Source organism: Pseudoruegeria sp. HB172150 (assembly GCF_013184805.1).
In the GTDB taxonomy this organism is placed as follows: Bacteria; Pseudomonadota; Alphaproteobacteria; order Rhodobacterales; family Rhodobacteraceae; genus Psychromarinibacter.
Genome location: NZ_JAATNG010000005.1, coordinates 307,261 through 321,584 on the forward strand (window position 1 = coordinate 307,261; position 14,324 = coordinate 321,584).

General features: G+C 67.0%; 12 protein-coding genes and 1 other RNA gene. 7 read left to right on the top strand and 6 right to left on the bottom strand.

All coding sequences use genetic code 11. The annotated features are described in order from the left end of the window. Positions 1-150: 150 nt before the first annotated feature. Entirely contained in the window at positions 151-2,130 is a 1,980-nt protein-coding gene (locus tag HCO70_RS20220) for a bifunctional 2',3'-cyclic-nucleotide 2'-phosphodiesterase/3'-nucleotidase (RefSeq protein ID WP_172299578.1), read from the top strand. Between the two features lie 125 nt (positions 2,131-2,255). Here HCO70_RS20220 and HCO70_RS20225 read toward each other — a convergent pair whose 3' ends face one another. Beyond that, complete coding sequence (locus HCO70_RS20225) at positions 2,256-3,386, bottom strand: TauD/TfdA family dioxygenase (protein WP_172299580.1); 1,131 nt, start codon at positions 3,384-3,386, stop codon at positions 2,256-2,258. A gap of 132 nt (positions 3,387-3,518) precedes the next feature. On the opposite strand from HCO70_RS20225, the gene ffs reads away from it, so the two are divergent. After that, positions 3,519-3,617, top strand: an RNA gene (gene ffs, locus HCO70_RS20230) — signal recognition particle sRNA small type. 118 nt (positions 3,618-3,735) lie between these two features. Beyond that, on the top strand, positions 3,736-4,779 hold the full coding sequence (rsgA, locus tag HCO70_RS20235; protein ID WP_172299582.1) for a ribosome small subunit-dependent GTPase A: 1,044 nt from the start codon (positions 3,736-3,738) through the stop codon (positions 4,777-4,779). Here rsgA and HCO70_RS20240 read toward each other — a convergent pair. Continuing rightward, positions 4,776-5,159, bottom strand: a complete 384-nt coding sequence (locus HCO70_RS20240) for a hypothetical protein (protein WP_172299584.1) — start codon at positions 5,157-5,159, stop codon at positions 4,776-4,778. The genes rsgA and HCO70_RS20240 overlap by 4 nt on opposite strands. A gap of 98 nt (positions 5,160-5,257) precedes the next feature. After that, complete coding sequence (locus HCO70_RS25060; RefSeq protein WP_172299586.1) at positions 5,258-6,796, bottom strand: ankyrin repeat domain-containing protein; 1,539 nt, start codon at positions 6,794-6,796, stop codon at positions 5,258-5,260. A gap of 265 nt (positions 6,797-7,061) precedes the next feature. Here HCO70_RS25060 and HCO70_RS20250 point away from each other — a divergent pair, with 265 nt between their 5' ends. Together HCO70_RS20250 and HCO70_RS20255 are read left to right on the top strand one after the other, a co-directional pair. Further along, positions 7,062-8,813 (top strand): DNA polymerase III subunit gamma/tau, encoded by a 1,752-nt coding sequence (locus HCO70_RS20250; RefSeq protein ID WP_172299588.1) that lies wholly within the window; start codon positions 7,062-7,064, stop codon positions 8,811-8,813. A 64-nt stretch (positions 8,814-8,877) separates the two neighbouring features. Next, positions 8,878-9,222 carry a YbaB/EbfC family nucleoid-associated protein gene (locus HCO70_RS20255; RefSeq protein ID WP_172299590.1) on the top strand — a complete coding sequence of 115 codons (345 nt, stop codon included), beginning with the start codon at positions 8,878-8,880 and terminating at the stop codon, positions 9,220-9,222. Here HCO70_RS20255 and HCO70_RS20260 read toward each other — a convergent pair. Together HCO70_RS20260 and HCO70_RS20265 are read right to left on the bottom strand one after the other, a co-directional pair. Beyond that, the gene (locus HCO70_RS20260) at positions 9,219-10,136 is read right to left on the bottom strand and encodes a hypothetical protein (protein WP_172299592.1); all 918 of its coding nucleotides are present in this window, start codon (positions 10,134-10,136) and stop codon (positions 9,219-9,221) included. The two genes, HCO70_RS20255 and HCO70_RS20260, sit on opposite strands and share 4 nt — an antisense overlap. Before the next feature lie 42 nt (positions 10,137-10,178). Continuing rightward, entirely contained in the window at positions 10,179-11,564 is a 1,386-nt protein-coding gene (locus HCO70_RS20265; protein ID WP_172299594.1) for an FAD-binding oxidoreductase, read from the bottom strand. A 73-nt stretch (positions 11,565-11,637) separates the two neighbouring features. On the opposite strand from HCO70_RS20265, the gene recR reads away from it, so the two are divergent. Next, entirely contained in the window at positions 11,638-12,234 is a 597-nt protein-coding gene (gene recR / locus HCO70_RS20270) for a recombination mediator RecR (RefSeq protein ID WP_172299596.1), read from the top strand. Between the two features lie 26 nt (positions 12,235-12,260). Here recR and HCO70_RS20275 read toward each other — a convergent pair whose 3' ends face one another. Continuing rightward, on the bottom strand, positions 12,261-13,139 hold the full coding sequence (locus tag HCO70_RS20275) for an AraC family transcriptional regulator (RefSeq protein ID WP_172299598.1): 879 nt from the start codon (positions 13,137-13,139) through the stop codon (positions 12,261-12,263). 166 nt (positions 13,140-13,305) lie between these two features. Between HCO70_RS20275 and HCO70_RS20280 the strand changes: the two genes are divergently transcribed. Next, entirely contained in the window at positions 13,306-14,061 is a 756-nt protein-coding gene (locus HCO70_RS20280) for an SDR family NAD(P)-dependent oxidoreductase (RefSeq protein WP_172299600.1), read from the top strand. The last annotated feature ends 263 nt before the right edge of the window (positions 14,062-14,324 follow it).

Genomic DNA, 14,324 nt, shown 5'->3' on the forward strand with positions numbered 1-14,324 from the left:
CTCATTGGCACGGGTTCGCGGCCGGTGCAATTCGCGCATGCGCCGATTTCCGGCGCGTGGGACAACACGCGAATGCGCAACCCCAGGCTATCGCTTTGGTGTCACATGCCGCCGCTATAGCCTCGGCCCGAGTAGTCAGGGAGAATCAGAATGACTAAAGATAGACACGTACGAGTAAACCGCCGCGCATTTCTTGCCGGCACTGCAGCCGGAGCATCTTTGATCGCTCTCCACCCGTTTTCGGCCCGGGCTGCCGCCAACCAGGTCCACCTGCGTCTGATGGAGACGACGGACCTGCACGTCCACGTCTTCCCCTATGACTACTATTCCGACAAACCGGTCGACACGGTTGGCCTGGCGCGCACCGCCTCTATCGTCGACGAGATCCGGGCGGAGGCCACCAACTCGATGCTGGTGGACAACGGCGACCTGATCCAGGGCAACCCGATGGGCGATTACGTCGCCTATGAGCGCGGCATGAAGGAGGGTGACCTGCACCCGATCATCGCCGGGATGAACGTGCTGAACTACGACGCCGCGACGATCGGGAACCACGAGTTCAACTACGGGCTCGATTTCCTGATGAAGTCGATGGCGGGGGCGAATTTCCCGGTCGTGCTGTCGAACATCTCGAAGGAAATGGGCGGCGGGCCGCGGGACGACGTGACGCTGTTCAAGCCTTACGTGATCCTCGAGAAGACCCTGACCGATGGCGCCGGGGGCGAGCATCCGATCAAGGTCGGGATCATCGGGTTCACGCCGCCGCAGGTGATGAACTGGGACCGCAAGCATCTGGAGGGCAATGTCGAGGCGCGGGACATCGTCGCCACGGCGGAAGCCTGGGTGCCGGAAATGCGCGAGGCGGGCGCGGATATCATCATCGCGCTGTCGCATTCGGGGATCGGCGGTGCGGATCACGTGGACGGGATGGAGAACGCCTCTGTCCCACTGGCGGCGGTCGACGGGATCGACGCGGTGATGACCGGGCACAGCCACCTGGTGTTCCCGTCGGATACCTATGCGGATTTCGCGGCGGTGGACATCGAGCAGGGTACGCTGCACGGCAAGCCGGCGACGATGGGCGGTTTCTGGGGTTCTCACCTCGGACTGATCGACCTGATGCTGGAGATCGACGGCAACGAGTGGAAGGTGATGGGCTTCGAGACCTCGACGCGGCCGATCTCACAGCGGAACGAGGACCGGTCGATCACGCCGCTGGTGGAGAGTCATCAGGGCGTGCTGGACGCGGTTCAGGCGGATCACGACGCGACGCTGGCCTATGTGCGGCGCGCGGTCGGGAAGACGTCGGCGCCGCTGCATTCGTATTTCGCCCTGGTGGCGGACGATCCGTCGGTGCAGATCGTGTCGAACGCGCAGACCTGGTACATCGCCGAGATGCTGAAGGGCACCGAGTACGAGGGGCTGCCGCTGGTCTCTGCCGCGGCGCCGTTCAAGGCCGGGGGCCGGGGCGGGCCGGAGTATTACACGGACGTGCCGGCGGGGGATGTCGCGATCAAGAACGTGGCGGACCTGTACCTGTATCCGAACACCATCCGCGCGGTGAAGGTGACGGGGCAGGAGCTAAAGGACTGGCTGGAGCGGTCGGCCGGGATGTTCAACCAGGTCGAGCCGGCCGCGGCGGACGCGGTTCTGCTGAACCCGGATTTTCCGAGCTACAACTTCGACGTGATCGACGGGGTGACCTATCAGATCGACCTGTCGCAGCCGTCGAAATACGGCCCGAAAGGCGAGCTGGAATACCCGGATGCGAACCGGATCGTGAACCTGGAATACGACGGGGCGCCGGTGGATCCGGCGCAGGAGTTCGTGATCGCCACCAACAACTACCGCGCCGGCGGCGGCGGCAGCTTTCCCGGCGCGGACGGCTCGACGATCATCTTCGAGGGGCCGGACACCAACCGCGACGTGATCGTGCGCTACATCGTCGAGCAGGGGACCATCAACCCGTCTGCCGATGCGAACTGGACCTTCGCGCCGCTGGATGGCGCCACGGTGCTGTTCGACACCGGACCGGCAGCGTCTGGCTACATCGCCGATGTGAAGGGCGTGACCATCGAGGAAGCGGGCGAGGGGCCGGACGGCTTCGCGCGTTACCGCATCCAGCTCTGATCTCTGGCGGCCCGCTCCCCTTGGGGCGGGCCGCTTTCCATTGAGCGCCTGCGGCGCACGCTTTCTGGCACTTCGTGCTGTAGGGGGCTCTGCCCCCGTCGCTTCGCGATTCCCCCGGGATATTTTCAGCCAGAAGAAGCGGCTGGCCCGTTGCCACGGGAAAGGACGCGGAGGCGGCTGTCGAATTCCTGGCGGTCGACATAGAAGCCGTGAAGGTGGCGGAAGCCGGTGTTCGGGTCGAAGCGGGTCCGTCCGTGCAGGGTGCGGCGGTTGTCGAAGACGACCATCTCGCCGCCTTTCAGCTTCAGCGTGACGCCGTAAGCCGGATCGTCGAGCCGGGCGAGCCAGCGACGGAAAGCCGGGTAGAAGGCGGTCATCGCCTCGGGCGCCATGTCGAAGACGTCGACGAGGTGCCCGCTATGGGTGATCTCCCGGAGCCGGCCGTCGGGAAACAGGTCAATCACCGGGCGGTGACTGCGGATATCCGCCGTGCTGTCGTGGAAGCGGAACGGCACCGGCGTGCGGCTGAGAAGGGCGTAGTCCTCGGGCGCTTCGGCCTCGACATCCGCGGCGACCGCGAAACCGTCGACGAAGATGGATCCGCCGCCCACCGCCTCGTTCGCGAGGCAGTGCAGGAACTGGTAGCCCGGCGGCAGTTCCTGGTTCGGCAGGTCGGTATGGAGCGGCAGCGCCTCTGCCGTGTAGGCGAGGTTGTTGGGATTCGGGATCGTCCGGACCGCGAAGGTGGTGCCGAAATTGGTTTCGCGCAGGAAACCGACGCGGCGGGCGATCTCCGGGCCGGCCTCGACACGGTCCGCGACGCCCTCGACGATGGTCAGACCGTAGCTGGCGGTATCCTTCATCCAGGCAACGAGCGCCTGATCGCTGGCGAGGATGTCTTCCGCCGTGTAGCGCCGGATGCCGTCGGCGCCCAGATCGCCGCGCCAGAAAACGCGCTCGACACGGGCCGGGTCCGGCACCGCCTCTCCTGGGACGTGGGACAGAAGCCAGTCGAGTTCGAAGGCGCTGCTGTGACCGTCGGCCCAGTTTAGCGACAGGCGGTCGCCGATGAGCTCGGCGCAGGCGAGCACCGGGTTCTCCGGCAGGTCGCGCAGGTCGAGGATGCGTTCCTCAGTCTCGGGGTGGAAGGCGGTGGGGCAGTTGTGGCGCAGCCAGATCAGCGGATAGACCGCGTCGGCGGCTCCGGTGCGCGCAAGATGCAGCCCGTCAGGCGCGATGCTGGCCGATTGCGGCATGGCTGGTCCTCCGTCCGTTTTGCAGGACAGGCTGCCGCGCCGCATGCGGCGGGTCTTGCCGGGATGCGACCTGTCTGTCGTTTCGGGGCAATATGGTTGCACCCGGCGCCAAGACGCACTAAATCCACTGGTCGAGAGGTTGGCGCGGGCGAGCGCCTCGCCAACCCGGTCAGGTCCGGAAGGAAGCAGCCGTAACGAGCCCCGCTTGGGTCGTTGTCCAGCCTCTCACCCTAGAACGGAGGGCGTACGCATGGAGATTGTGGCCCAATAAGCCAAGGGCAGTTCAAGCTGCCTCTGAGGTCGCGGATATCCGTCCGCGAGGCTTTTTCCGTTCGAAGGAATTCTTCCATTGACTGACATTTCATTGGCCGGCCTGGGCTGGTCCAACTTCTATCTGGCGCAGCTCGACGGCGAGGATGCCGAGGCTGCGCCCTGCCGCATCGTGTCCGTTGCACGCGACAGGGTGACGGCGCTTTCGCCTGCGGGCGAGACGGTGCTGATGACCGGCGGGCATCTGTCCGCCGGCGAGATCGCCTGCGGTGACTGGGTGCTGAGCGATGGCGCGCGCGTGCTGCGGGTGCTGGAGCGGCGGACCCTGCTGCAGCGGCGGGCGGCAGGGCCGCGCGCCGAGCGGCAGCTGATCGCGGCGAATGTGGATACGCTGGGGATCGTCACCTCGTGCAACGCCGATTTCAACGCGGCGCGGCTGGAGCGGTACCTGGCGCTGGCGGCTTCAGGCGGGTGCCTGCCGCTGGTGGTGCTGACCAAGGCGGATCTGGCGGAGGATGCCGCGGGGTTCGCGCGGGCGGCGGAGCGGCTGTCGCCGCTGGTGGCGACGGTGGTGCTGGACGCGCGCGATCCGGAGGCGGTGGCGGAGGCGCTGGCGCCGTGGTGCCGGGGCGGGCAGACGCTGGCGCTGGTCGGATCGTCGGGGGTGGGGAAGACCACCCTGACGAATGCACTGACCGGCGGCGCGGAGGCGGTGCAGGGTATCCGCGAGGACGACGCCAAGGGGCGGCATACCACGACGGCGCGGGCGCTGCGTCCGGTGGCGGGCGGCGGCTGGCTGATCGACACGCCGGGGATGCGGGAGCTGGGGCTGACCGGCGCCTCGGACGGGATTGCGGCGGTGTTCGCGGATCTGGAAGAGCTGGCGTCGGATTGCAGGTTTTCCGATTGCGCGCATGAGGGCGAGCCGGGATGCGCGGTGCAGGCGGCGATCGACGCGGGCGATCTGGAGCCGGAGCGGGTTCAGCGCTGGCGCAAGCTGCAGCGCGAGGATGCCCGCAGCACCGAGACCATCGCCGAGAAGCGGTCGCGCAGCCGCGCCTTCGGGAAGCACATCGCCAGGATCCAGCGGGAGAAGCGGTACGATAAGGGGGGCTGGGACTAGCCCACCGCGGATTGCGTCGAAGCGACGGGCGCCGGGGTCAGATCCGGCGCCGGCCCCGCCGCGGGCTGCGACAGGCTGACCCAGATGAACAGGGTCGCGAGGGATGCGGCCGAGAGGCCGAGCACGCCGATCGGCAGCAGTGCCAGGTTCCGCATCGGATCGCGGCGGGGCAGGGACCTTGAAAAGACGGCGGTCAGGGCCGCCATCACGGTTGCCACGAACTGCCAGACGACGAAGACGCCGATGCGGTTCCAGCCCGCCGTGAAACCGAAGTCGTTCTCGGGTGTCACGTAGAAGGCGAGGAACGACCCAAGGTAGGCAATCGCCCAGGCGAAGAGCAGGAGCGGGACCATGCGCCGATGCGCAGTGGAGACGGTCATTCACGACACTCCGATAAGAGGAGTCGCCGAAGCAGCTTTTCGGCGACTCCTTGAACATACGCTTAGTTGGCCGCGGACCAAGAGGATTCTCGAATGGGTCAGCCCGGGCCGGTACCGGTCACCTGTTCGGGGTGATTTTCCGCCCAATCCGCCAGAAAACCGGCCATTTCCGGCTCTCCGGCATTGTCGATAAGCCTTTGCGGCAGCGGTACGCCCGATTCGAGGGCGAGGCGGGCGCAGGCAATGTGATCCCGTTCCGCGCGGGCGGGGCAGTTTTCCGAGCCGTGGAGGATGGTTGAGAGGAGGTCGCCGCCGTAGTGGTTGACGCGGGTCAGGTCGGGGCCGAGGGACAGGAAGAACTCCATTGCTTCTGGCAGGCCCTCCCACCCGGCGATCTGCACCGGGGGAAGGCCCATCGGGTCGGGCCGGTCGGATTCGAGGCCGAGGGCGATCAGGCGTTTGACGTGCGGGAGCTTGCCGGGGAGATGCAGCAGTTCCCGGGGTAGGACGCGGTAGCCGTGGCGCAGGGTTTCGGGGTTCAGGCGGGCGCCGTCGGGCAGGGTGCCGTCCGCAGCTTCGGCGAGACGCTGTTCCTCGGGCGTCAGGGTGGTGTCGCCGCCGGCCTCGGCGATGAGGCGGGCGGCGTCCACGTTGCCGTAGACGCGGGCGAGGCCGTAGGGTGTGGTGCCGTGATACCGCGTGGACGGATCGGCGCCGGCGTCGAGCAGCAGGCGGATCATCCGGGCGTCGCACATGCGGCGGGCCGCCTGGTGCAGGGTGGGGATCACGAAGGACGGCTCGCCGGAGGGGTGCGGGGCGATGCCCTCGTTCGGGTCGGCCCCGGCGTCGAGCAGGAGTTGCACCGCCTGATGATCGTTGAAATCGAGCGCACGGGGCAGGGCGTTGGTGCCTTCGGGCCGCGCGCCGTGCTTCAGCAGGAGTTTCAGGCCGTCGTGATGGCCGAGTTCGGTGGAGTGGTAGAGCGACTCGTTGTCGTTCGGGTCGGCGCCGTGGTCGAGGAGCCATTCGGCGAGGGGGACGTTGTTGGCATGGCCGAGGGCGCCGTAGAGGGCGGAGAGGGGCGTGTTCTCGTCGCCGTCGAACGGATAGCTGTCGTTGGGATCGGCGCCCGCGGCGAGGAGGGCGTCGGCCACGGCGAGCATGTTGGCTTCGTTGCCGCCGCCGTGGATGTGCTGCGAGAAGGCGAGGTGCAGGATGGGGCGGCGGCCCCGAGCGCCGAGGGGGCGGTTCACGGCGTCAGGGTCCTCGGCGAGCACCTTGCGGACGTGGTCGATGTCGTAGGTGGCGCAGGCCAGCCCGAAATCCTCGCGCCCGAGATCCGGGGTTTCGGTCAGCAGGGCATCGGTGACCCAGTGCTGGCCGAAGTAGAGCGCGGATGCCAGCCGCTGCGCCTTGGCGGCGCGGTCCATTGCGGCGCTGTCGGCGGCGAATTTCAGACGTGGCCAGCTGGTGTGGCCGTTCTCGCGCGCGATCACGTGCAGGGCGTCGGCATGTTTCAAAGTGTCGGCGCCGGGCAGGACGGCGTCGACGCGCGCCTGCGCATCAGGATCGCCGGAAAGGAACGCCTTGCGGAGCTGCTTGGCGGCGCGGCGGAGACTGTCGGTGGATATGGTCATCGGTTTCCCTCAATCCGCCCGGTGGTCCGCCTGTCGGGCACGAGTTCAACCGAAGATATGGTCACTTCGTTCTGAGAGGTGCTGTGAAGCTTTCCGCGGACCCGGATGCCGCCTCTGACCGGCATGTCCCAGCGTAATCGGGTCGGGCCGGTTGCACAAGGTTGCTGGCTCGTCGCCCGGATCTTGTTCGCGGATCATTCCCGCACTTGGGGCCGGTGGCAGGTTGCTCTAGTCTCGCCGCATGCCCGATTCCGCCGAGCCGCCGATGACCGACGAGAAATCCCCCGCCTACCAGGTGCTGGCCCGGAAATACCGGCCGGAAACCTTTGCCGATCTTGTCGGACAGGACGCGATGGTGCGGACGCTGAAGAACGCGTTCAAGGCGGACCGGATCGCGCAGGCCTTCATCATGACCGGCATCCGGGGGACCGGGAAGACGACGACGGCCCGGATCATCGCCAAGGGAATGAACTGCATCGGGCCGGACGGCAAGGGCGGGCCGACGACCGAGCCCTGCGGCGTCTGCGAGCACTGCAAGGCAATCATGGAAGGCCGCCATGTCGACGTGATGGAGATGGACGCGGCGTCGAACACTTCGGTCAACGATATCCGCGAGATCATCGACTCGGTGCATTACCGGGCGGCTTCTGCCCGCTACAAGATCTACATCATCGACGAGGTTCACATGCTGTCGACCAGCGCGTTCAACGCGCTGTTGAAGACGCTGGAAGAACCGCCGGCGCATGTGAAGTTCATCTTTGCCACTACCGAAATCCGCAAGGTGCCTGTGACGGTGCTGTCGCGGTGCCAGCGGTTCGACCTGCGGCGGATCGAGCCGGAGGTGATGATCGATCTGCTGCGCAAGATTGCCTCTGCCGAGGGCGGCGAGATTTCCGACGAGGCCCTTGCGCTGATCACGCGGGCTGCGGAAGGGTCGGCGCGGGACGCGACCTCTCTGCTGGATCAGGCGTTGTCGCACGGCGCCGGGGAGACGACTGCCGAGCAGGTGCGGGCGATGCTTGGGCTCGCCGACCGGGGCCGGGTGCTGGACCTGTTCGACATGATCATGGCCGGGGATGCGGCCGGCGCGCTGACCGAGCTGTCGGCGCAATATGCGGACGGGGCCGATCCGCTGGCCGTACTACGCGATCTGGCCGAGATCACCCACTGGGTCAGCGTTATCAAGATTACGCCCGAGGCGGCGGAGGACCCGACCGTCAGCCCCGACGAGCGCGCGCGTGGCATGGGCATGGCCGAACGGCTGCCGATGCGGGTGCTGACGCGGATGTGGCAGATGCTGCTGAAGGCGCTGGACGAGGTGGCGCAGGCGCCGAACGGGATGATGGCGGCCGAGATGGCGGTGATCCGGCTGACCCATGTCGCCGATCTGCCGCCACCGGAGGATCTGATCCGCAAGCTGCAGGACGCGCCACCGACCGCGCCTGCCCCGGCGCCGCAGGGCGGACCGGGCGGCGGCAGCGCCGGAACGCAGGCGGTGCAGCAGGCGCAGGTGCGGATGCAGGCAAGCGGCGGCGCGGCGGGAACGGCGACGGCACTGTCGGTCGACCCGGAACAGGCGCTGGCGCGTTATGCGCGGTTCGATCAGGTGATCGAACTGATCCGCGCGAACCGGGACGTGAAACTGCTGGTCGAAGTCGAGACGACTTTGCGGCTGGCGCGGTATCAGCCGGGGCGGATCGAGTTCGAACCGACCGACGACGCGCCGCGCGATCTGGCGTCGCGCCTGGCCGGGCGGCTGCAGGGCTGGACCGGGGTGCGCTGGGCGGTGAGCGTGGTGGGCGAGGGCGGCGGACAGACCATCGCCGAGGTCCGCGACGCCGAGCGGATGGCGCTGGAGACCGAGGCGAAGAAACATCCGCTTGTCGCGGCGGTGTTCGATGCGTTCCCGGGGGCGAAGATCACAGAGATCCGGACGCCCGAGGCGCTGGCGCAGGAAGCCGAGGCCGAGGCGCTGCCAGAGGTCGAGGATGAATGGGACCCGTTCGAGGAGGACTGAGGTCCCTTGTCCCGCCGCGCCCGGCCCCATATTGAGAGACGGATTTCCCCCGAGGAGTAGTGTGATGTTCAAAGGACTGGGCAATCTTGGCGACATGGCCGGGATGATGAAGAAGGCCAAGGAGATGCAGGCCAAGATGGCCGAGATGCAGGAGGCGCTGGAGACCATGACGGTGACCGGCGAATCCGGGGCCGGGCTGGTCAAGGCGACCGCCACCGCGAAGGGGGAACTGACCGCTCTGGACATCGACCCGTCGATCTTCAGCGCCGAGGACAAGGAAGTCGCCGAGGATCTGATCGTCGCCGCGGTGAAGGATGCGCAGGTGAAGGGCGCCGAGCTGGGCCAGGAGCAGATGCGCAAGATCACCGAGGAACTGGGCCTGCCGGCCGACATGAAGCTGCCCTTCTAGGCGCTGGCGGCGGTTCGGCGGCGTCTGACGTTCGGCTTTCGCGTGTCCTTCTTCACATAGTACGGGGCGGTGCGCGAGCGGGTGAGCAGGCGGTGCTGCACCGCGGGGCTGATCGCTTCGAGAAAGAAGAACGAGCCGAAATCGTCGTAAATACCGTGGATATAGGACGGGTATCGGTTCGGCCCGACCAGAACCGTTGCGTCGGCGGTTTCCGCAAGCTCCCTTATCGTTTTCAGGCCGATGTCCTCCTGCGGGCGGAACTTGCAGCCGCGGCGGCCCAGCGTGGTGATGTCGCCGTGGATGATGACGTCGCCGATCTGCAGATGCGCCGCGATCAGGCAGGCCATGCGTTTGTGGACCAGCGCATAGCCCCACCGGTAGGACCAGCGCACAGTGTAGAGCGCGATGGTGATCGCGCCCGCCAGACCCCATAGCCATAACAGACGCGACGGGGTGGCCCAGGGCGTGCTGTGGCGGTCGTTGCTGAGGTCGCGCAGGCTGGGGGTTTCCACGTCGGTGCTGCGCGGCGTGCTGCAGGCCTGGTCGCGCAGCTGCTCCACCGACTGGATACGCGCGCGCAGGACGCCTGCGTCGGGGATGCGGCGGGCGTCCGAAATATTCGCGGCTTCGTTCATTAGCCGGAAGACGGCGACGCCGAGATTCTCGAAACCGATGGCCCTCAGCCGGTCGGCGACACCGGTCTTGACGGTGCTGTCCACCAGCCCGCGCAGTCTGCCGGAGCGGGAGGCAACGAATTCCGGGCCGTTGAAGCTTTGCAGCTTCAGTTCCGCCACCAGGGCGTCAAGCTCTGGCGTCAGGCCGCAGCGGCGCTGGGCCTGCGCAGGCAGGGTCGCGGCGCACAGGCAGGCCACGGCCAGAATCGCATAGAGGACGGATCGAAGGGACGCTTCCATCCCGGAAGTTTGCGCCGATCCGGCAAATGCTTCGTTAACACCTCACCGGCCAGTGAGCGCCGCACCGATCCTGGCGAGGGGGGACACGCCGCCGCCCGCCGCCTCGTGCCGGTCGGCGGCGTCGAACAGGCGGTACATGGCGTTGATGCCGAGCCAGCGCAGCGGTTCCGGCTCCCACCGGCGGACGCGGCGGTTGACCCAGGGCAGTCCGGTGAGCTCGGTGGCGCGGTCGAGGGCGAGGTCGGCGAGCGTGCGGCCTGCTAGGTTCGAGGTGGAGACGCCGACGCCGACATAGCCGCCGGCCCAGCCGAGGCCGGATTTCGGGTCGTATCCCACAGTGGCGCACCAGTCGCGCGGGACGCCGAGAACGCCGCACCACGCGTGGTCGACCCGTGCCTCGGCGGCGGCGGGGAAGTGGCGGCGCAGAACCGCGATCAGGCGGTCGACGGTGGCGGTGTCGGGGATGCCCGACGCGTCGATGCCGGAGCCGAAGCGATAGGGCGTGCCGCGCCCGCCGACGGCGATGCGGCCCTCGCGCGTGCGCTGGCAGTAGCAATAGACATTGGCGGTATCGCCGAGGATCTCGTGGTTCTGCCAGCCGATTTCGTTCCAGACGGCATCGGGCAGGGGTTCGGTGACGATCTGCGCGGAGTTGAGGGGGAGCCAGTCCCGCCTGTTGTTTTTCAGGGCGGCGGTAAAGCCCTCGGTGGCGCGGAGGACCTTTCCGGCGCGGATCGTGCCCCTGTCGGTGACAATGCGCCCGGGCTGAATGTCGAGAACCTCTGTGCCTTCGGCGATGGTGACGCCGAGCCGTTCCACGGCTGCGGCCAGGCCGCGCACGAGTTTCGCGGGCTGAATGCGGGCGACGCCGGTGATGATCATGGCGCCGAGGGTGTTGGGGATGTTCACCCTCGCGTGTGCCTCTTCGGCGGAAATGGCGAAGACACGGTCGGCGCCTTCGCCCCAGCTCAGTCGATGCGCGACTTCTTCCTGCATGCGTTCGAGCTGGGCGGGGTTCGTTGCGACCATCAGCTCATCGGTGCGCAGGATGTCGGCGTCGATGCCTTCAGCCTCGGCCACGCGGATCACTTCGTCCACGGTGCCGTTCATCGCCTGCACCATGGCGCGGATGCCCTCGTCGGTACCGGTGGAGCGGTATTTTTCGTGGGTCCACGCAAAGCCGCCGGTCAGCCAGCCGCCATTGCGGCCCGAAGCGCCAAAGCCCGCGAATTCCTTCTCGACGATCAGGATGTCGAGGGACGGGTCAGCCTTCTTGAGATAATAGGCTGTCCAGAGCCCAGTATAGCCCGCACCGACGATGCAGATATCGGCCGAAGCATGGCCGGCGAGCGGCGGACGCCGTTCCGGCAGGCCGCCGATATCGCTGTACCAGAACGAGACATCGCCAAGGCGTTGGGGCCGCGTCATTTTCAGTGCTCCAGAAGGGGCGGGCGGCAGATCTCCTCTGTCGCTCCGCTTTGCGCCGGTTTAACCTTTGGCCATGAGCGATGCACCCCGTGAAATCGAAGCCCTGATCGAGATGATGGCGAAGCTGCCGGGACTTGGTCCGCGGTCCGCCCGGCGCGCCGTGCTGCACCTGATCCAGAAGCGCGGCCTGCTGATGACGCCGCTTGCGCAGGCGATGCAGGCGGTGGCCGAAACGGCACGGGAATGCCTGAACTGCGGGAACATTTCCACCGCCGATATCTGCCCGATCTGCGACGCCGAAAAGCGGGCGAACGGGGAGCTATGCGTGGTCGAGGATGTCGCCGACCTGTGGGCGATGGAGCGCGCCGGCGTGTTCAAGGGGCGGTATCACGTGCTGGGAGGCACGCTTTCGGCGCTGGATGCGGTGGGGCCGGACGAGCTGCGGATCCCGAAGTTGCTGGACCGGGTTGCGGCAGAGGGCGTGTCGGAAGTGATCCTTGCGCTGAACGCCACTGTCGACGGGCAGACGACGGCGCATTACATCGCGGACCAGCTGGACGGGCGGGTGAATGTGACCTCGCTGGCGCAGGGTGTGCCGATCGGGGGCGAACTGGATTACCTCGACGACGGGACGATCACCGCGGCGCTGAAGGCGCGGAAGGCGTTCTAGAGCGGTTCATTTGCAGGTAGATCTGCTCAGCTGGCCTTCTTCAGGTCGGCGCGGGGTGGGGCGCCGAACTTCCTTGAATAGTCGCGGCTGAACTGCGTGGGGCTTTCGTAACCCACATCGAAAGCGACGGTGGAGACGCTGTCCGCGCCGCCCTGCAGCCGGTCGCGCGCATTCAGCAGGCGCAGATCCTTCTGGAACTGCAGTGGCGTGGTCGATGTCACCGCCTTGAAATGGGCGTGGAAGGTCGAGGCACTCATACCCGCGATGCCGGCGAGGTGCTGGGTCGGCAGGCTTTCATCCGCGTGGGCGCGGATATGGGCGATGGCGCGGGCGATGCGGCTGGCATGGCTGCCTTGCCAGAGCAGCGCACGAAGGACTCCACCGCCCCGGGCGCGGAGCAGGCGGTAATGGATTTCCTTCAGGATCAGCGGGGCGAGGACCCTGGCCTCTGCCGGGTCGTTTGCGAGGGCTAGGAGACGCATGAAGGCGTCTGCGATCTCCGGGGTCGCGGGCTGGGTCTGCAGCGCGTCCGGCGCGGTGTCGACGGGCTGGTCGCCGGTCTCGGTGGCGAGACCGCGGAGCATATCGAGGTCGAGCGGCAGGACGAGGGCGATGTAGGGCTTTGCGGGATCAGCGTCGATAACGCGGGATACGATGGGGATGTCGTGGCTGACGATCAGGAGCTGCCCGGCACCGACATGGACGGCGTGGGAGTGGGTGCCGGTTTCCTTTGCGCCCTGCAGTACGAGGCAGACGAGCGGGTCGTACAGCATGGATTCCATCTGCGTCCGTGTTGGCCGGCGGGAGATGCCTAGGCCGGCGACGCCGGTTTCGACCATGCCGTCGCGGATCTGTGCGCGGGTGGCGAGGTCTTCGGCGCGGGTGATGAGTGTCTGGTGATCCATTGGGTGGCTCCTTTGATCTGGAAGATATGACATGCCTGCGCAGAATCCAGTGAGCGTTTTTCCTGGCTTTCGGAGGATCGGGCAGGATTGCCGGAGGATGCGGCAGGCGCTGAGGGGGTCCGGCGCCATATCAAGTGGCATCGGAAGCAACCAATGGAGTTCGGTCATGAACCGCATAGCAGTAATCACCGGTGGCAGCCGCGGGCTTGGACGCTCGATGGCATTACATCTTGCAGAACAAGGAGTTGGCGTTGTCCTGACCTACAGGGGCAATGGCGGAGCGGCCGACGAGGTCGTCCATGAGATCGAAAGCAAGGGCGGCAGGGCCGTGGCCATGCAGCTCGACACGACGGACGCGGAGACGTTTACCGGATTTGCCGAAAAGCTGGAGGTTTCGCTGCGCCAGACATGGGGGCGCGGGAGTTTCGACTACCTCGTGAACAACGCCGGGTTCGGCTATTACGGGGCGGTGGCGGAGACGCCGGCGGCGGATCTGGATGCGCTTTATTCGGTGCATGTCCGCGGGCCGTTCCTGTTGACGCAGGCGCTGTTGCCGCTGATGGCGGATGGCGGGAAGATCGCGATGATTTCCTCGGGGCTAGCGCGGTTTGCGCTGCCGGGATACGGGGCTTACGCGATGATGAAAGGCGCCGTCGAGGTGCTGGCGCGCTACCTGGCGAAAGAGCTGGGGCCGCGGGGCATTTCCGTGAACGCGATCGCGCCGGGGGCCATCGAGACCGACTTTGGCGGAGGCGCGGTGCGGGATAATCCCGAGGTCAATCAGATGATCGCCAGCACCACCGCGATGGGCCGGGTCGGGCTGCCGGACGATATCGGCGGGTCGGTGGCGGCGCTGCTGGCCGGGGATACGCATTGGATGACCGGGCAGCGGATCGAGGTTTCGGGCGGTCAGCTGCTCTGACTTTGGAAGCGGCACACCCTGTGCGCCGGGCGGACACGGCCGGTGCACGGGGTGTGCATCCACTGGCGGAGGATGGCCGAACCGGGACGACGGGGGCCAGTAGGAAGCGTTGGCCATTGTCGGGTAAGTCGGCCGTGTCTGCACTTGGTTGGCAAAATTCATTTCGGCGGCGGTCTGCGGGAGTTGTAACCGTCAGGTCCGATCTCCACCTTCGTTAACATGAGTTGGGTATAGACCAGCCCCAACGGGAAGGGCATCCGTCG